The following is a 19,540-nucleotide window of genomic DNA, read 5'->3' as shown; positions in this document are numbered from 1 at the left end:
TGGACTTATTAATAAAGAGCTATAATCATGAAAACGATATTATCAACACTACTCATTATCATTGGTACATACAGCCATGTGCTTGCTTGTACAGTCATTGCCATTGGCAAAAAAGCATCTGCCGACGGCTCAGTTATTGTATCGCACACCGATGCCGGTCCCGACTGTCGTTTAAACCTTGTTCCGGCACAACAATTCAATGCTGGCACAAAAGCTCCCGTATACTGGGGCATGATTGAGTCAGGTCGGCCATTAGGCGACTATGGCGAAGTCATTGGCCATATTCCTCAGGTTGAAGAAACCTACTCCTACTTTCAGACGGCATACCCGCAGATTAACTCAAAACAGCTAGCCATTGGTGAGAGCACCTTAAGTCAGAGACCGGAGTTAATGGTTGATCGCTCAATTTGCGAGCAAATAATGACCATTGAACAAGCACAAGCTTTTGCCCTGCAGCGTTGCACTAAAGCTGAAGATGCGCTGAAATTAATTACTGGGTTATTAGAAACATATGGTTTCTTACCTTCGTGCATAGATGAAAGTGAATCATTAGTGATTGCTGATACGGAAGATATTTGGGTACTCGAAGTCTTCAGTGTTGGTAATGACTGGAAGAAAGACAGTGGCCAACCAGGTTGTATCTGGGCTGCTCAGCGTGTTCCTGACGATCATGCCATGATTATCCCCAACTGGAGTATCATTAAACAAATTGATATTGAGGATAAAGATAACTTTTGTGCTTCAACAAACTACAAACAGGTAGCGATCGATCGCGGCTGGTATAATCCTGATTCGGGCAAACCATTTATCTGGCAAGAAGCCTACTCCCCTATTCCTCGCGAATGGTCAACTTCACGTTTTTGGCTATTCTACGCAACTTTTGCACCCAATCATACTAACTGGCCCGATCGCTTCTCAGAGTCAGTGTGGGAAGGTGAAAATCAGTACACCCAATACGTGGAACCAATTTCTATCTACCCATTCTCAGTTAAGCCAGAAAAAAAAATGTCGGTACAGGACGTGATGGCTTTTCAGCGCTCAACCTTTAAAGGTACCATCTATGACAAGGAAAATGCCTCTGCCTGGTATTATCCTGATGAAGAAGGGCAGCTAACTAAAAGTGCATTTACCACTCCATTCCCGACTAAAGAAATGCGTCGCGTGATGAACATCAACAGTCGCCGTAATGTAGCACGTGCCCGCGGCGAATATGGCATGGTTGCACAATTAAGAAGCTGGTTACCCGATGAAATAGGAGGTGTATATTGGTTTTACGTAGATAATGCCTACACCAGTGCTTACGTACCCATTTACACAGGCGTAACAGATATTGCCGAATGCTATAAAGTGTATAACCCTGAATATTATCAGGACAACAGTATCCGCTGGACTGTTGATTTTGTTGATAACCTGATGTACTTACGCTGGCAGGATGCTCACAAAGTAGTACTCAAAAAAAGAGAACCTTTGGAAGCCCGTTTCTTTGCAGAACAAGAAATGGTTGATGAAAAAGCGCAGTCATTACTACAGAAAAACCCGAAGAAAGCCAAGGCGTACATTACCCAAATAACAATTGATCGCATGAATGAAGTTCATCAATTATTTAAAGAATTGAAATTGGATTTAATCAGCGAGTTTACAAATAATAAACAGGGAATTTAAGCAAGCAGTTAACAACTCTTGGCTAATAGCTAAATAAAAATAGGCTTTGAGCAATGCTCAAAGCCTATTTTTATTTTTATTCAATGAGAATAATTACTTCTTCACCACCTCAATTAAATCAAGGTCGAATATAAGTGTTGAGTTAGGGCCAATTTTAGCACCCGAACCACGCTCACCATAAGCCAAATCAGCTGGTATGTACAAACGCCACTTACTTCCTTCTGGCATTAACTGCAATGCTTCTGTCCAGCCTTTGATAACGCCTGTAACAGCAAACTGAGCAGGATTTTCATTCTCCAATGAACTATCAAAAACGGTTCCGTCAATTAAAGAACCTTGGTAATGACACTTCACTCGATCGCTAGCTGTTGCAATAGCACCGTTTCCTTCTTTCAACACTTCATACTGAAGTCCTGATTCAAGTGTCACAATGCCTTCTTTCTTTGAGTTCTCATCCAAAAACTTCTGACCTTCAGCTAAATTAGCTTCTGCTTTTTCTGCACGTTCAGCGTCTTTAACTGCTTTGTTGGCCTCCATCACTTTACGCAAGTACATGTCGGCTGTCATCTCAGTAAAATAAGACTTATTGTATGCAAACTCATTAAGGAAGCCTTTCATAAAAGCAGCTTCATCAATTTCATTAAACATACCATTTAAATGCTCTAGATTACCTTTACTCATCCCTTGCTTAGCAATTGTCTTAGCTAAACCAACGCATGCAGCAGAATCAATTTCAACCGGCCAACGCTCAAACTGTTGTTTCAAATTAGCAGCCTGAAGATAACCAAGTGCATAACTCACACTATCAGTCTGGTCTGCAAAGTCCATTTTTCCAGTGTTCGGAACCTTAGTACAAGACGCCATTACCATCACAATCAGAGTAAAGGCAGCTAATAAATTTGTTACTTTCATCTGTTAATAATTGAATTAAATATTAATGATTGAATTACTTAATTGCCAACAACTCAACTTCAAACACAAGTGTTGTGTGAGGTCCAATGTGCTGACCAGCACCACGCTCACCATAAGCCAAATCAGAAGGGATAAATAAGCGCCACTTACTTCCTACAGGCATTAACTGTAATGCTTCAACCCATCCCTGGATAACACCATTAACCGGGAATGTAGCAGGCTCACCTCGTTGTACCGAGCTATCGAAAACAGTACCATCGATTAATGTTCCGTGGTAGTGACACTCCACCTGATCAGTGGCAGCTGGCTTATCACCATTACCTTCTGTCATAATTTCGTACTGCAATCCGCTTTCTAAAGTTACAATACCATCTTTTTTAGCATTTTCAGCTAAAAAGTCTTTTCCAGCCTGAATAGCAACTTCAGCCTGTTTAGCTTGTAACTCACCAAAGAATTGCTGTAATACTTGATTAGCTTCGTCAGCTGACATTTGAGTTTCTGTGCCTTCAAAAGCAGCCTCCAGCCCTTTTGTAAATTCTGAATATTCAATCGTCTCTATACCTGAGCTTTTAAGGTTCTGAGCCAGGTTCATCCCAAGGGCGTAACTAATTTTGTTCATTTGTTTATTTTTAAATGATTGTATTCTATTTAAATCAGCTGCGAAAATACATTATTTAATGAGAAATTGAAAACCCAAAATTTCACATACAAAAAAGCCCTTCCATAACCAGAAAGGGCTTTATCAACTTATATAAACTTCAGGCTAATAACTATACATCTCGTTTGTGACCATTGTAAATTTCTCATCACCCAATAAACGAAAATCAACACGAGGACCATTCCATGCCTGGGGCCATCCGCCAATGATGTTATTTAAATAAACTAGTTTAACCGGGTGCTTTCCCTTTGCTAAGACTATGGTTGAATTATGGCGCGAGAAACGCTTAACTTCTCCATCATTATTTATTAATAACTGGTCGGCTATAAAAAACTGATCCAAGTTTGTTTGAAACTCATAAACACCATCCTTTTCAACATCAATAAAGCCAGTAAAAATATGCGCTGATGGTTGTTTGTAATCTGTCTTACGGTATTTATCTCCTTTGTCTTCGATTACACCTTGTCGTTGTTTCCAATCGGGCACTTTATTCAAATCGGCTATCTTGATAAATACACCTTCAACATACTCCTCTGAAAGACCAACATTAGTTGTCTCAGATTTACTGGATGGAATCATTTTCGATTTTACCAATTCTATCGTTCTTACCTTACTCATTTTACCACTTGGCAAAAGTGTGGCAATATTAATGGTTTTGTTCTCGGCAAAAATCAGTGGCTGTTTGTATTTATTGGATTCAGCGCTTGGCTTGCTCCCATCAGTGGTATACACCATATCATATTTGCGGGTATTGGTAAATTCCACTTTGGCATTATCAATAAAAACGAGCCTATTAATTGGTCCTTCCGGCAATGGAATATGGTAATTTATATTGTGCAGGTCTAACCTTGGCAGATGTGCATCCAATCGTTTAGTAAAACTTGTAAAATCTTTGTTTTGCTTCTGCGTCCAATTAACCTCGGCTAAGGCTATCAATCGAGGATAAACCCGATACTCAACCAATTCGGGTGTATACATGTATTCGGTCCATACATTACCTTGCGTACCCAATACATGTTGAGTCTTGTCCTCGGCGAGTGCTTCAGGAACAGGCTCGTAACCATATAACTCTTCTAAAGTTGTATAACCGCCAATAGCAACCGGTTCAACCCGATAATCACCCTGATAATGATCTAAATAGCACCAGTTACCAGGAGTCATCACCACATCGTGCCCCTGCGATGCAGCTTCTATACCTCCTTTTTCACCTCGCCACGACATAACTGCTGCTGATTCGGCCAGACCACCTTCTAAAATCTCATCCCAACCAATCATCTTTTTATCATGCGCAATCAAAACCTTTTCTATACGCTTAATAAAATAGCTTTGCAGCTCATGCTCATCTTTGAGTCCTTCGCGACGCATACGACGTTGGCACTTCTGGCACTTCTCCCATCGTTCTTTCGGGCATTCGTCGCCACCAATATGAAAATAGCTTGATGGAAACAATTCAACCACTTCGGCTATCACGTCTTCCAAAAATGCAAATGTATCATCGTTTCCGGCACAAAACACATCAGGCTCAACACCCCACACATTACGCACTTCAAACGGACCACCGGTACATGAATACTCAGGATAGGCGACTAATGCAGCCAAAGCATGCCCTGGCAACTCAATCTCGGGAACTACGGTAATAAACCTTTGTGATGCATAGTCTACTATTTCTTTTACCTGCTCCTGCGTATAATAACCTGAATATTCAAAACCCTCTCCTTCTGTTCGTTTTGAGCCAAGCTCAGTCAGCTTAGGGTACTTTTTAATTTCAATGCGCCAGGCCTGATCCTCAGTTAGGTGCCAATGAAAAGTATTCATCTTAAACATGGCCATCATATCAAGATGCTTTTTGATATTTTCGACAGGCACAAAATGACGACATACATCGAGGTGCATGCCACGCCATTTAAAACGTGGTTCATCTTTTATTTCCACAAGCGGAATATCCCAGGTCGATTTTTTAATCACCTTTGAGCTTTCAATGTCTGAAGGCAATAGTTGTAAAAGCGTTTGTAAGCCATAAAAAACACCTTGTGCCGATCCTCCGGTGATATGCACAAAATCTTTGGTTACCGATAAAGCATAAGCTTCATCTCCACCAAGAAGTGTTGGACTAATATTAACCGAAATAAAATTTGAAGAAGGCTCTTCTATTGTTTCTTCTAATTTATAGCCCGTAGAAGTATTTATTTTAGTATTGAAATAATCTGTAACCTGTCTAAGATCTTGATGATTAATTATCCATTTGGTGGATTTACTTAAAGAAAATACACCTGTCTTAGCATCAATTGAATTAGGCTGTGGTATAACATTAATCTTTTCAACAACCTTTCCCTTGCCTTTATTAGTTGTACAGTTTCCAAATACAATCATCAGGCATAAAAAACAACTTATTACACTTACTCTCATCATAGTTTTATAGGTTTATTTATTCTCGTGTAATCATCTTTTTGCAACAAAACGCAATTTGACCCTCGTAAATGTATAACATAAAAATGTAAGTTTCATCTTCTCATACGCTTCTATAAATATTATTCAATCAGCACTGAACAATTAATCGTATCTTTGCAGCTGAAAACAAAAATGGAATATGGCACATAAAGCAGGCTTTGTAAATATTGTTGGTAACCCTAATGTTGGTAAATCAACATTATCAAACGAATTAGTTGGCGAGCGCTTATCGATTATCACTTCGAAAGCACAAACTACCAGACATCGTATATTTGGTATTGTAAACAAACCAGAATATCAGATTGTATTCTCTGACACACCGGGAGTGTTAAAGCCAAACTACAAGTTACAGGAGTCGATGCTGAAATTCTCAAAAGCAGCTTTATCTGATGCCGATGTGATACTGTATGTAACCGATACTTTTGAAAAGCCAGATAAAAATGACGAATTCCTGAGTTCGGTTCAAAAAACAGATATACCAGTCCTGTTGGTCATTAATAAAATTGATTTAATAGACCAAAGTAAGCTGGATGATATCATTGATTTTTGGAAAACACAGTTGCCTAAAGCTGAACTATTTCCGATGTCGGCATTGCATAAGTTTAATGTCCAAAACTTATTTGATCGCATTATTGAGATGCTACCTGACTCACCTCCCTTTTTCGACAAGGAAGCCATTACTGATAAACCAGAGCGATTTTTTGTAACCGAAATTATCCGTGAAAAAATATTGGTTCAGTACAAAAAAGAAATTCCTTACTCGGTAGAAGTCGAAGTGGAAGAGTTTAAAGAAGCCAAAGAACGTATTGATATCAGAGCTATCATTCATGTGGCCCGAGAATCACAAAAAGGCATTATCATTGGCCACAAAGGTGTTAAACTAAAGTGGGTTGGAATTGAAGCACGTAAGGATTTAGAGAAGTTCTTTAAAAAGAAAGTTAATCTGACTACCTATGTTAAAGTGAGTAAAGATTGGCGCGACAAAGAAAACTTTTTACGTGGTCATGGTTACGAGCTTAAATAGTAAAAGCATCTAAATCAAAAATAAAGATTGGTGTAAAGCAGGAGTTTAACTACCTTTGCAGCCCCGAAAACAAAAAGAATATTCATCATGGGAAATATAGTTGCAATAGTTGGCCGCCCTAACGTAGGTAAGTCAACACTTTTTAATCGATTAACCGGAACCCGCCAGGCCATTGTTAATGAAGAAGCTGGTGTAACGCGCGATCGCTTGTATGGTAAGGCGTTTTGGAATGGAGTTGATTTTTCAGTGATTGATACTGGAGGCTATGCAACCAATTCGGATGATATCTTTGAAGAAGCCATTCGACGACAGGTCGTTATCGCCATTGAGGAAGCTGACATCGTGGTGTTTGTAGTTGATGTAGTAACAGGTATTACCGATTATGACGAAGGTGTTGCCGATTTGCTTCGCCGCTCGCAGAAACCAGTATTAATGGTGGTTAACAAAGTTGACAACAGCGAACGCATCACAGAATCGAGCTACTTTTATTCTTTAGGACTCGAACACCTCTATCCTATCTCTGCAATTAACGGTGCAGGTACAGGCGATTTTCTTGATAAACTGGTATCGATGTTTCCCAAAGATGAAAACGAAGAAGAGTTAGATCTTCCTAAGTTTACCATTGTAGGGCGACCAAATGCAGGTAAGTCTTCTATTATAAATGCTTTTATTGGTGAAGAACGTAATATAGTAACACCTATTTCGGGTACAACGCGCGACTCTATTTTTACACGATATAACAAATTCGGTCACGATTTCTATTTAGTAGACACAGCCGGATTGCGTAAAAAATCAAAGGTTAATGAAGATTTAGAGTTTTACTCAGTAATGCGTGCGATCAGAGCCATCGAAAATGCCGATGTGTGTATGCTCATGATTGATGCGACACGAGGTTTTGAAGCTCAGGATCAAAAAATCTTCAATCTGATACAGCGTAACAAAAAAGGAATTGTTGTGTTAGTCAACAAATGGGACTTAATTGAAAAAGACACGCATACCGTTAAAAAGTTTGAGGCAATGGTGCGCGAAGCAATGGCTCCATACACCGACTTCCCGATTGTTTTCACCTCTGCTACTACAAAACAGCGTATTCACAAAGCCATAGAAGAAGCTCTTCAGGTTTATGAGAATAAAAATTTAAAAATTACAACTTCAAAGTTGAATGACACATTATTACCTTTAATTGACAGGTTTCCACCACCATCAACCAAGGGTAAGTTTATAAAAATAAAATACATAACGCAGTTACCAACGCACTCACCAACCTTTGCGTTCTTTTGTAATCTGCCACAGTATATTAAAGATCCTTACAAGCGTTTTCTAGAAAATAAAATCAGAGAATACTGGAACTTTAATGGTTTACCAGTAAATATAATTCTTAGAAAGAAATAACAAGCAGAAGCTATCAATGATAGCTTCTTTTTTTATAAGCAAATGCCAAACGAGGTTCTTAAAGTTCTTTTGAAAAGTTTTTGGTTATATTTGCTTGGACTGATAAACCAAGATCAACCGATATATTTAGATTGTGAACGATTTGATGACTTTAAATCATGATATCCAACTTCAATAAATACCTTTTAACCCTATTAATTAGTCTTTTATTTGTCTCACATTCTCAGGCACAGCGCACCATGGGTAGTGGAGGTCCTGACCAAATGGGTCAAGGCAACGATGAAATGAGTCAAAGAGGAACGCCAGAAAGCGATCACATACCTCCTGATGTGAGAACCTGGCATTTAAAAGATCATTTTACCTTTAGCGACACTGCTGCTGTTGACACCATGTCCAATGGCTATCAAATATATAACCCAATATTTAAAAAGAGTATTGCACAAGCCTGGTTAGGAAATATGAACTCGGCAAATCAATCGATGATTTTTGATGAGCAGGAGCAACATTACGGACATCTGTTTTACAATTCGTTTTTAACCTACATTCCTCAGCCTCACGAATTGTATTTCTACAATACCAAAACACCATACGTTAATATCACCTATCATTTTGGAGGCCCCAAAGTGCGATCTGAAGAAGCCATCAGCGTCTTATACACTCAAAATATTAATAAACAAATTAATGTTGGCATCCAGTACCAGTTGAATTCTTCTATTGGACAATACCAGGGACAAAAAGCCGAGAATCAGAATTTTAAATTCTGGAGCAGTTATAATGGTGAGCGCTATAACATGCACATGGCATTTGTGTATGCCAAAATTGAGAATCAGGAAAACGGAGGTATAAATGCCGCAGATACTAATTCCGATTTTCAAGACTATGAACCTGATGAGTTACCTGTTCATTTCCAAACGGCTTTCAACAACATCAACAACCTTCAGTTCTTTTATAACCATTCCTTATCAATCGGTAATATCAGCGTAAGAGACAACGATTCAACCGTTACAGAATTACCTGTAAGTACCATTTTCCACACGCTTAAGTTTGATCAGGGAAATCGCCAATATAAAATTGATGATTTGCAGAACTATTATATTACTGACACACCATTTTATCCAAACATCTACAGAGATTCGTTACAAACAAGAGATAGCACAAGCTACAATAACCTGAGTAATACATTTCAGATTAAATTTAATGAAGAAGCTAACTCTTTATTAAAATTCGGATTACGTGCATACATTACCAATGACATTATGTATTATAAATTCCCGGGAGAAACAAGCTGGGGATACGACGATAACGGAAATGGAATACCCAACTACCAAACAAGAGATACAACATTAGTTACATCAGCCATTGGTGGTCAAATATTTAAAAACCTTGGAGACAACTTTTGGTGGAACGCTGGTGCAGAACTCTACTTCCAGGGTTATCGCGCTGGCGATTCGGAAATAACGGGTAGCCTGAATTCTCAATTTAGAATCAGAAAAGATACAGCTGGTTTCTTCGCTAATGGCGGCATCTATTTTCGACAACCGGAGTTATTCGAGAACCAGTACTTCTCGAATCATATTCAATATAGCAAGGACTTTAATCAAGTCAAAAGCATTCGAATTAATGGTGGTATTCGTATTCCTACGCGTCGACTTGAGATAAGCGGTGGTGCAAATTTAATTACCGAACATATTTACTGGAATCTGGATGGAACTCCATCACAAACCAGTACTGTATTACAGGTATTAAATGCCCGCCTTAAAAAACACTTTATTCTAGGCAGAGTACACAGTGTTAATGATGTTATCGTTCAGTACACCAGCGATGACAAATACATTCCTCTTCCTTTATTGGCACTTTACAATTCAACATACTATCAGAATTCGTTGTTTCAGGTTCTACATTTCCAAATAGGATTTGATGTAAGATATAATACTTCCTATTATGCCCCTGCTTACATGCCGGCCACCGGACAATTCGTTAATCAACAAAACGAAAAGACAGGAAATTATCCATTTGTAGATGCCTTTGTGAACTTACAACTCAAACGTGCGCGTATTTATGTCAAGTTTGACCACGTTAACCAGGGATATCCTGATGCTCCATATTATACCACTTATCGTTATCCGGGCAATCCTCGCAACCTTAAATTTGGTGTATCATGGAATTTTTATGACTAATGAAGTAACCTAAATAACTTTTAATGGGTACAAGTCATTAACTTTGCACTTGTAATTAAAGAAGTTATTATGCTGAAGCTTGTCACAACATTTGTTGTACTCATTTTACTCATCGGATGTCAGGTTCAAACTGAACAGACCAACTCCAAACTACCGGATGAGATGGCTTCCATTGATTTGGACGATATCGTTAAGCGAGGCAAAATACGTGTAGTGACCGACTATAACTCTACCAACTACTTTGTTTACAAAGGGCGTCCGTTGGGCTATCAACTGGAATTGCTTCAGGCTCTAAGCAATACTTTAGGCTTAAAATTAGAAATCGTAGTTTCTAACGATGTTGAAAAGAATTTTGAAAGCCTGTTAAAAGGCGATGTAGATTTAATAGCCACCAACTTAACAGTTACGCGCAACAGGAGTCATCATGTAACATTTACTGAGCCTCATTGTATCACACATCAGGTATTAGTGCAACAAAAACCAAGTGCAAATAATACACTTGAAGAAGATGATGTTATCAGAAATCAGCTTGACTTAGCAGGTAAAACAGTATATGTACAAGAGAACTCAGCATATGTTACCAGACTCCAGAGTTTGGCCAATGAAATTGGAGATAGCATACATGTTGTTGAAATTCCTGACTACGAAGTTGAGCAATTAATCGCACTCGTTGCCAATGGCGAAATTCCATATACTGTTTGCGATTATAACCTGGCTAAGATAAACCTAAATTTTTTCGATAATATCGATGTCGAAACAGCCATTAGTTTTCCCCAGAAAATTGGATGGGCTGTTCGCCCAAACTCTGGGGACTTGCGAGATGTAGTTGACAACTGGTTGATTAATTTCAAAAAAACGAATCAGTACAAGCGTATTTATCGAAAGTACTTCATCAACAAACGCTCAACACACCTTGTTAACTCAAGCTTTCATTCCATCAAAGGTGGTAGAGTTTCGGCTTATGATGCTATTATCAAAGAAGAAAGTGAGAAGTATAACTTTGATTGGCGATTAATTGCTGCTCTCATCTATCAGGAATCACGCTTTTTACCAGAAGTTGAGAGCTGGGCAGGAGCCATTGGCTTAATGCAGCTGATGCCACAAACAGCTGAGAGTTTTGGCGTTGAGAAAATCACCTCGCCACAACAAAATATTCAGGGTGGATTAAAATTCCTTATCTGGCTCGATAAGCGATTTAGAGATAGAATAAGCGATCCAGAAGAACGTCTTAAATTCGTTTTGGCTTCATATAATGTGGGACCTGGCCATGTGGAAGATGCCATGCGACTAGCCAAGAAGAATAATAAAAATCCTAATATTTGGGAAGATAACGTAGATTATTACCTGCTAAATAAGTCAAAGCCTTCGTTTTACAACGACCCGGTGGTGAAGTATGGCTACTGTCGAGGAGAAGAGCCATTTCATTATGTTACCGACATTCTGGAGCGTTACACGCATTATAAGAATGTAATAACGGATTAGTAAACAAACCTGATTTTTCGACAAGTGATAAAAACTCGCTGAGCATCATTGCTGTTGCACCCCATATCATATAATCATCAATTTTGTAAAAAGGTGCATCAACTATAGTACCGTTAATATTTCGTTGAAAGCGATCTACTGTATCAGGTGCCAGCAGTTGACAAATTGGAACTTCAATAATAGACTCAACCTCACGTCTGTCAGGTATAAACAACGGTTCAAACTCAGTTACACATACCTGAGGATAAACAATGAAATTTGAATTTGGAATATAAAGTGAACTTAATTCGGCAATAAAGCTTAATTCGTTTCGATTGATCCCTACTTCTTCTTCAGCTTCTCTTAGAGCAGTGTCCAAAAACGAACGATCTCCTTCTTCTAATTTACCTCCGGGAAAACTAACCTGTCCGCTATGGGCTCCATCATACTTAGGGCGCTGAATTAATGGTATGCACCACTCATCATTCTTTTTATATAATAAAATAAGCACACTGCTTATCCTGGCCTTACTCGAATCATATTTAGTATGTCCTGTAAACCTGACCGACGGAGACATAAGTCTTTGTGCTTCAATCCCTGGTAGCGGTTTGGACAATGCCCGGGTTAATATATCAATCTCCTTCTTCATACACTTTTCTTTACAATGTAACTCGCAAATTCAATAGTTTGTTCTCTTTTAAGTTAATTAATTGTGATGATTATTCCTAAAGAGATGGCCTTAAAATTAGTGCATAAAAAAAGGCCGAGCGTTCTCGGCCATTTGTCCCATTTATTAACTTAAACCTTAATTAAGTATTTGATAGGTCTCAATCAACAACCATACCATTCATCGTAAAATTGATACTAATTGAGAAATAATTTAAGTAAAATAAGATAAAGACCTGTAAAACAATTCATTTCAAACAACTAGAAAGCGAAGAAATTATAGCACATTTATTTATCGAAGGGGTGGATACAAACTATGCGTACGAATACGCACACCAGCTGTCGATTAACGGACAATGATTTTTAATTAAAACGAATCGCCTTAACCGGTAGAATTCGCGACACCAGATAGGTAGGTCCTAACATCATCGCCATTGTTACTATCAGCACACCGGCATTCAATAGAATTAGCTCTCCCATGCTAATATGAATAGGTACCGTAGATAGGTAATAGTTAGCCGGATCAAGCTTTATAAACTGCGTGTATTTTTGAATAATACATATAAGTATTCCGATAATATTTCCCCATAGCATACCACGTCCGATGATAAATCCAGATAGGTAAACAAAGACTTTACGAAGATTCCAGTCTTCGGCACCAAGTGCTTTTAAAATACCAATCATATTGGTACGTTCAAGAATGAGAATAAGCAAACCTGAAACCATATTAAAACTGGCCACCAAGATTATTAGGATAAGGATGACATAAACGTTGGTATCTAGTATATCGAGCCAACCAAAAATCTGTGGCTGTACCTGCTCTATAGTTCTATTTCGAAGCATGGTGCCATTCGACTCAACCTTAGCACTCGTCAGATAGTAAATTTCTTCATTCACCTGGTTCATAAGGTCAAATTGACTTACTCCAACTTCATAACCAGATATTTGATTGTTATCCCATCCATTCAATTTCTGAATATGCTTCAAATCAACAAATGCGAATCGTTTATCATACTCCGGAAAATGAGAGTTATAAATACCAACTATATCAAATCGACGAGCCAATGGCCTATCCTGAATAAAGTACATCCGAATTTTATCGCCCACTTCCAATTTAAGCATTCGGGCAATTTCTTCGGATATGAGTATTTCATCCGATCGAATTGAGTCAGCAAAAACTGGTAATCGTCCCTTTACCAATATTGATTGTATAAAATCCCAATTATATTCTTCGCCAATACCTTTGAGTACCACACCCTGGATTAAATCATTGGCTTTGATTATACCGGGTTTTGTGGCAAATCGTTGAATGTACTCAACGCCATCAACTTCGCTTATTTCTTGTTCTAGTCCTTTATCAATTGAAATTGGATTGGTTTCTGGTGAATAGTTGTAATCGTAACTCATTATTTGAATATGCGAAGCAAAACCACTAATCTTCTCTCGTATTTCACCTTTAAAGCCAAAGCCAACCGCCACAGATAAAATCATCACCACCACTCCAAGTATAATTCCTAAAGTGGCTACTTTGATAACCGGACCTGCCAGTTTCTTTCCGGTCATTCCGCCCGAGGCTATTTTTCGTGCTATAAAAAGTTCGATATTCAATGTGTACGGTTTTATACAAAGGTAGAAAAACACCTGAAAGTAATAACAGGAATTTAAAAAGGGCCGAAGTAAAACTCCGGCCCTTTGAATATTTTTCGCTTTTAGTTCTTCTAAAGTGTACGCCCTGGGTAAGCTTTTAAGGCTGCTTCTAAAGTCTCAATTGCATTTCCTAAATCCTCTTTATTAAGAACATAAGCAATACGTACTTCATTTTTACCTGCACCAGGTGTGCTGTAAAACCCTGAAGCTGGCGCCATCATAACAGTCTGCCCATTATGACTGAATTCACTTAATATCCACTGACAGAATTTATCTGAATCATCAATTGGCAGCTTGGCAACAGTATAAAATGCACCTTTAGGTGTTGGCGTATAAACACCTTCTATTTTATTTAATCCTTCAACTAGAAAATCACGACGAGCAATATATTCGTCATATACCTCATCAAAATACTCCTTTGGAGTATCCAACGATGCTTCAGCAGCAATTTGACCAAATCCCGGAGGACTCAAACGTGCCTGTCCAAACTTGAGGGCTGTTTCAAGAATTGACTTATTTTTAGTTACCAATGCGCCAATACGTACACCACACTCACTGTAGCGCTTTGATACTGAATCAAACATCACTACGTTGTTCTCAATACCTTCAAGGTGCATGGCTGAAATGTGCTTTTCGCCATCGTAACAAAACTCGCGGTAAACCTCATCAGAGAATAAGTACAAATCATGTTTTAGCACCATTTGTTTCAACTGATCCATTTCTTCCTGAGAATAAAGGTAACCTGTTGGGTTATTTGGATTACAAATAACAATAGCCTTCGTTTTAGGTGTTATCTTCTTCTCAAACTCCTCTATAGCAGGCAATGCAAATCCTTCTTCAATACTTGAGCGTATAGGTTTAACCTCAACACCTGCAGAAACTGCAAAACCGTTGTAATTAGCATAAAAAGGTTCCGGAATTATAACCTCATCACCAGGATTAAGGCACGTTAAAAACGCAAAAGTAATCGCTTCAGAACCACCAGCTGTTACCAAAATTTCATTCTCGTCAACATTGATGTTGATATTTTGATACATCTTTGCCAACTTCTGACGATAACTAACGATACCTGCCGAGTGACTGTATTCAACCACCTTTAAATCAATGTTACGGATAGCATCTAATGCCACTTCTGGCGTTTTAATATCCGGCTGTCCGATATTCAAATGATAAACCTTTGTTCCTTTTGCTTTCGCTGCTTCGGCAAATGGCACCAACTTACGAATTGGTGATGCCGGCATCTGCTGTCCTCTATCAGAAATATTTGGCATTGTTATAGATTTTAAATGCTATTTTAATAATTCTTATTTCACCACAAATTTAGATTTTATCTTAATACAAAAATCATGATTTTCAACAGTTTTTTGCTGCAATGTAACAAGCCTTAATAAACAATATTTTCGCGTCTCACGAGAATCCTTATTTTTGTCACAAATAAAGTGAAATATGCACCAACGGATTTTAACATTCATCCTTCTAACAACCATCAGCTTATCAGCTACATCTCAAATTGTTAGCATCGACAAACGTCGGACTAAGAATCCAAACAAAGGTTTCCAGGGTGATGTTAACCTAGGGCTGAATATTGTGCACACCACTACGGATATGCTACAGGTTATTTCGCGGTTTAAATTACAATACAACGATAATGATAACACCTACCTCTTTTCGACAGATTTGGGTTTTAGCAAAGTTGACGAAGAACGCAATGTGAATAACGGTAACATGATGTTCAAATATAATTACTGGGTACCCGATAAAATCATTATTGCTGAAGCCTTTTATCAATATCAATACAACCGCATCAAACAACTAAAACACAGACATGTGATGGGTGGAGGCCCGCGTTTTAACATTGCTGATAAAGAGAAGTTTTCACTGTTTTTGGTTGCCTACACCATTTACCTCAACGAATTGTTTGAAACCAGCACTTATGAACGGCGAAAAAGCTTGGTGAAATTTAGTTCGATGTTGTCTACAGACTGGAAGATGTCACAAAATGCTTCACTATCCCACACTACCTACTACGAGCCCGATTATTCCGATCCTGCTGATTTTCGTATTTGGAGCGAGTCGCGCTTTAATGTGAAAATCACCAAAAAGTTCTCTTTCGCATTGTACGTGCGCTTTGATTACGATAACCTGGTTCCGCCTGAAGTTGATAAACTATTCTACACCATCAACAACTCATTCAGCCTTAAGTTTTAAGGACTCCTTTGGCAAATATAAATTGATAGGTTTGTAACTATTATTGATAGTTATACGCCATACATTGAAATATTGAACGACAGGACAATAACCTGCCTCTTTTGTAACAATGTTTGTTTATATTTACATCAACTTAAACCAATAATCTAACTTAATAACCTATGGATAAACTCTATCTTGCTGGAATACTATTGCTATTGCCAATACTCGGCTTTTCGCAAGGTGTAAAAGGCACAGTAACTGACGAACAAGGCAATCCTATTCCGTTTGCCACCATCTTCTTAAAAGAAACCACAACCGGTACCACAACCAACGATTTAGGCGAATATGAAATCCACCTTCAAAATGGCACTTACACCATTGTGTTTCAAGGATTGGGATTTCAAAAAACAGAGGTAACAGTTAATGTTAATGACGAGTTCATCACCAATAACATTGTGCTAAAAAAGCAGGAATACCGTATTAAAGAGGTACGCGTTTTTTCAGGCGGTGAAGATCCTGCCTACCCTATCATGCGAAAAGCAATTAGTCTTGCCCCCTATTATCAACGTCAAACCGAACAATACAAAGCAGAAGTATACTTAAAAGGAAGTCTGCTGATGAAAAAGATTCCAAAACTTTTTCAGAAGATGATGGAGAGAGATGAGGAATCACCTGACATCAAAGTCGGAGAAACCTACACCATGGAATCGATGAATGAAATTGAGTTTACGGCTCCTGACAAGTACAATCACACGGTTCTTTCATCACGCAGTACTTTCCCTGACTCAAACGATGAAGACGTGATGGGTTATATCACTTACAGCTTTTACGAACCTCATCAGGACATGGCCATTTCACCATTGGCTCCTAACTCCTTTTCGCATTACAAATTTGTGTACGAAGGCTTCTTTTACGAAGGTGATGTAGCAGTTAATAAGATTAAAATCGTTCCAAAAAGAAAAAGTCAGCAGACCTACACTGGTTACATTTACATCGTCGATAATTTATGGAATATCCATTCAATTGATGTAACAAACGAAGCTTTTTTTGGCGAGATCAATATTAAGCAAGTTTATGCTCCGGTTAAGGAACGTTCGTGGTTGCCTATTAGCCATCGCTTTAATGTAGCGGCCTCCATATTTGGGGTGAAAGCGGATTTTTGGTATGCCGGTTCGGTCAAATACTCCGACATTCAACTCAACACCAACCTACCTGTGCCAAATGTTTTGATGAAACAATACGCAGCAGAGGAAGCAGCTCAAAAAGCTGCTGAACTACAGGCTGAGAAAGAACAGGAGATGACCCGCCAACAAAAGAAAATGGAAGAACTGTTAGCTAAAGAGGAGCTATCCAACCGTGAAATGATTAAGCTTTCGCGCCTGATTGAAAAAGAATCGCGCAAAGAAGAAGAGAAAAAGGAAGAATCGCTTGAAATAAAGAGCACTTACAAAATCACGCATAAAAAAGACACGACTAAAAGAGACTCCTCTTATTGGGAAACCATACGACCAATACCGCTGACCAGTGGTGAATTGCGAAGCTTTGAAGTGAAAGATTCTATTAAATTGGCAAAAATAGAATCAGACACGATTAAAACAGAAAAGAAAAAGCGATCGGCATTCAGCAAGGTATCAGATGGTTTTTTATCAGGTCATACTTTTTATGCCAATGATTCATCAACACGCATAACTTATCATGGTTTAATAGGTTTAAGCCAGGTTGACTTTAATGCGGTCGATGGTTGGAGCTATCAGCAACGCCTAACGCTTCGTCATGAGTTTGATTCAGTACATACTTTCCGGTTTGAACCAATGATAGAGTATGCCTTTGCACGAGAAAAAGTAATGTGGGATGCCAATGCCTGGTTAAGTTTTGCGCCCAAAAGCAGGGCTAACCTTTCAATATCCGGCGGTCAGCAAAGTAAGGATTTCAATAGTAAATACGGTATTGATCGAACACTAAACATGTTTTCGGCCTTATTTTTCAAAGATCACTACATGAAGCTATATCAAAAGGACTATGCAGCAATCAATGGTTCTTTTGATTTGATACATGGCATGCGTATTCGATTAGCGGCATCTTACAGTTCCTATCAGCAATTGGAAAACAACACCAATTGGTCAATATTGGATCAAGACAAGGATTATACTGAAAACACACCGCCCAATGAACAGGTGACACCTGAGCATTTAATGGATCAATCCGATATGTTCACCTCCCTTGAAGTGAGCTATACACCACGCATGCGTTACAGAATGTATAAAGGAAGAAAATACTTGCGCGGGTCAAGGTATCCTACTTTTAAAGTCAACTATCAACGAGGTTTTAACAATGTATTTGATAGTGATTCGGACTATGAACTCATACGGGGTGAGATATCACAAAAGAAAGAGTGGGGTATTTTCAATGCCTTCAACTGGCAGGTGGGTGCTGGCTATTTTTCACGCAATGACCAGATGCATTTCTCACGCTTCCAGCATTTCAACACATCAGAAATTCCCGTCAACTTTAAATCGTGGGAAAATGCCTTTATGTTACTTGATGATTATCGATACAGCACCAACGAATGGTATGCCAAGGCTCATGTATCGTACACCACACCATACTTGCTATTAAAATTCTTACCACTCGTAAGTAATCGTCTATGGACTGAGAATTTATACAGCAGCTATCTAACCCAGCCAAACTACAAAAACTATGTTGAGGTTGGTTATAGTATGAATCAAATATTTTTGATAGGCAGTGCAGGTGTTTTTGCTGGTTTTGAAGATGGCAGTTATGCTCGATGGGGCTTTAGACTTGGCATTAATATCAATTAGTAAATATCCACGCCCAAAGGACGTGGCTTTGAGATAAGCCCATAGGGCATTAAATACTAATATATATCATAGAAGCTATTACGTATGATTGAATTCCTAAAATACAATTAATGCAAAATGCAAAGCTTCTCTGACCACGACGCTCATAGAACGTGGGTTTTTAATTTAAAAAAAAATCATTATTTATTTTCTATCTAAATTAATTAATTGTTTATAAAATATCACGCATGTTATGTTGTGGAGCACAAAGATTGTGATATTTTGCCCCAACCTGATAACTCAACATAACAAATGCAAAAGCTAATTATACTGGCGTTTTTTTTATTACTTAACATTAAAGGTTTTGCGCAAGGCATACAAGGAATAATAACTGATCCCGAGGGGTTATCGATTCCTTTTACCACTATTTAGTTAATCCTTACGAACTAAAAAACACTGGAGATATGCTATAAGTTTTAAAGTATATTTCCAGTATTATTTTTAG

General features: G+C 38.4%; 13 protein-coding genes. 7 read left to right on the top strand and 6 right to left on the bottom strand.

Translation table 11 applies throughout. The features are described from left to right. Window positions 1-27: 27 nt before the first annotated feature. On the top strand, window positions 28-1,662 hold the full coding sequence (locus tag JIV24_RS13250) for a dipeptidase (RefSeq protein WP_200465532.1): 1,635 nt from the start codon (window positions 28-30) through the stop codon (window positions 1,660-1,662). A 93-nt stretch (window positions 1,663-1,755) separates the two neighbouring features. Here JIV24_RS13250 and JIV24_RS22665 read toward each other — a convergent pair whose 3' ends face one another. The 3 genes from JIV24_RS22665 to JIV24_RS13235 all read right to left on the bottom strand — a co-directional run bounded on the left by JIV24_RS22665 (window position 1,756) and on the right by JIV24_RS13235 (window position 5,641). Then, entirely contained in the window at window positions 1,756-2,574 is an 819-nt protein-coding gene (locus JIV24_RS22665; protein WP_317193948.1) for an FKBP-type peptidyl-prolyl cis-trans isomerase, read from the bottom strand. Window positions 2,575-2,608: 34 nt separating this feature from the next. Continuing rightward, entirely contained in the window at window positions 2,609-3,193 is a 585-nt protein-coding gene (locus tag JIV24_RS13240; RefSeq protein ID WP_200465531.1) for an FKBP-type peptidyl-prolyl cis-trans isomerase, read from the bottom strand. 144 nt (window positions 3,194-3,337) lie between these two features. Continuing rightward, complete coding sequence (locus tag JIV24_RS13235; protein WP_200465530.1) at window positions 3,338-5,641, bottom strand: family 20 glycosylhydrolase; 2,304 nt, start codon at window positions 5,639-5,641, stop codon at window positions 3,338-3,340. Window positions 5,642-5,819: 178 nt separating this feature from the next. Here JIV24_RS13235 and era point away from each other — a divergent pair, with 178 nt between their 5' ends. The 4 genes from era to JIV24_RS13215 all read left to right on the top strand — a co-directional run bounded on the left by era (window position 5,820) and on the right by JIV24_RS13215 (window position 11,755). Continuing rightward, window positions 5,820-6,704 carry a GTPase Era gene (era, locus tag JIV24_RS13230; RefSeq protein WP_200465529.1) on the top strand — a complete coding sequence of 295 codons (885 nt, stop codon included), beginning with the start codon at window positions 5,820-5,822 and terminating at the stop codon, window positions 6,702-6,704. Window positions 6,705-6,791: 87 nt separating this feature from the next. Then, window positions 6,792-8,096 (top strand): ribosome biogenesis GTPase Der, encoded by a 1,305-nt coding sequence (gene der, locus JIV24_RS13225; protein WP_200465528.1) that lies wholly within the window; start codon window positions 6,792-6,794, stop codon window positions 8,094-8,096. 158 nt (window positions 8,097-8,254) lie between these two features. Then, window positions 8,255-10,273 carry a putative porin gene (locus tag JIV24_RS13220; protein WP_200465527.1) on the top strand — a complete coding sequence of 673 codons (2,019 nt, stop codon included), beginning with the start codon at window positions 8,255-8,257 and terminating at the stop codon, window positions 10,271-10,273. A 69-nt stretch (window positions 10,274-10,342) separates the two neighbouring features. Then, window positions 10,343-11,755: an MltF family protein gene (locus JIV24_RS13215; RefSeq protein WP_200465526.1), complete on the top strand. Its 1,413-nt coding sequence runs from the start codon at window positions 10,343-10,345 to the stop codon at window positions 11,753-11,755. Here JIV24_RS13215 and JIV24_RS13210 read toward each other — a convergent pair. The 3 genes from JIV24_RS13210 to JIV24_RS13200 form a co-directional block, all read right to left on the bottom strand. Continuing rightward, on the bottom strand, window positions 11,703-12,383 hold the full coding sequence (locus JIV24_RS13210) for an NUDIX hydrolase (protein ID WP_200465525.1): 681 nt from the start codon (window positions 12,381-12,383) through the stop codon (window positions 11,703-11,705). The genes JIV24_RS13215 and JIV24_RS13210 overlap by 53 nt on opposite strands. Before the next feature lie 380 nt (window positions 12,384-12,763). Further along, on the bottom strand, window positions 12,764-14,008 hold the full coding sequence (locus tag JIV24_RS13205) for an ABC transporter permease (protein ID WP_200465524.1): 1,245 nt from the start codon (window positions 14,006-14,008) through the stop codon (window positions 12,764-12,766). Between the two features lie 110 nt (window positions 14,009-14,118). Continuing rightward, entirely contained in the window at window positions 14,119-15,318 is a 1,200-nt protein-coding gene (locus JIV24_RS13200) for a pyridoxal phosphate-dependent aminotransferase (protein WP_200465523.1), read from the bottom strand. A 175-nt stretch (window positions 15,319-15,493) separates the two neighbouring features. On the opposite strand from JIV24_RS13200, the gene JIV24_RS13195 reads away from it, so the two are divergent. Continuing rightward, a complete protein-coding gene (locus tag JIV24_RS13195) occupies window positions 15,494-16,255 on the top strand; it encodes a DUF481 domain-containing protein (RefSeq protein WP_200465522.1) in 762 nt (253 codons plus the stop codon). 161 nt (window positions 16,256-16,416) lie between these two features. After that, on the top strand, window positions 16,417-19,056 hold the full coding sequence (locus JIV24_RS13190; RefSeq protein WP_200465521.1) for a DUF5686 and carboxypeptidase regulatory-like domain-containing protein: 2,640 nt from the start codon (window positions 16,417-16,419) through the stop codon (window positions 19,054-19,056). The last annotated feature ends 484 nt before the right edge of the window (window positions 19,057-19,540 follow it).

This window comes from Carboxylicivirga marina, from assembly GCF_016612505.1.
Taxonomy (GTDB): domain Bacteria; phylum Bacteroidota; class Bacteroidia; order Bacteroidales; family Marinilabiliaceae; genus Carboxylicivirga; species Carboxylicivirga marina.
Note: the sequence above shows the minus strand (reverse complement) of the source record. Positions and strands in the feature narration are given on the sequence as shown.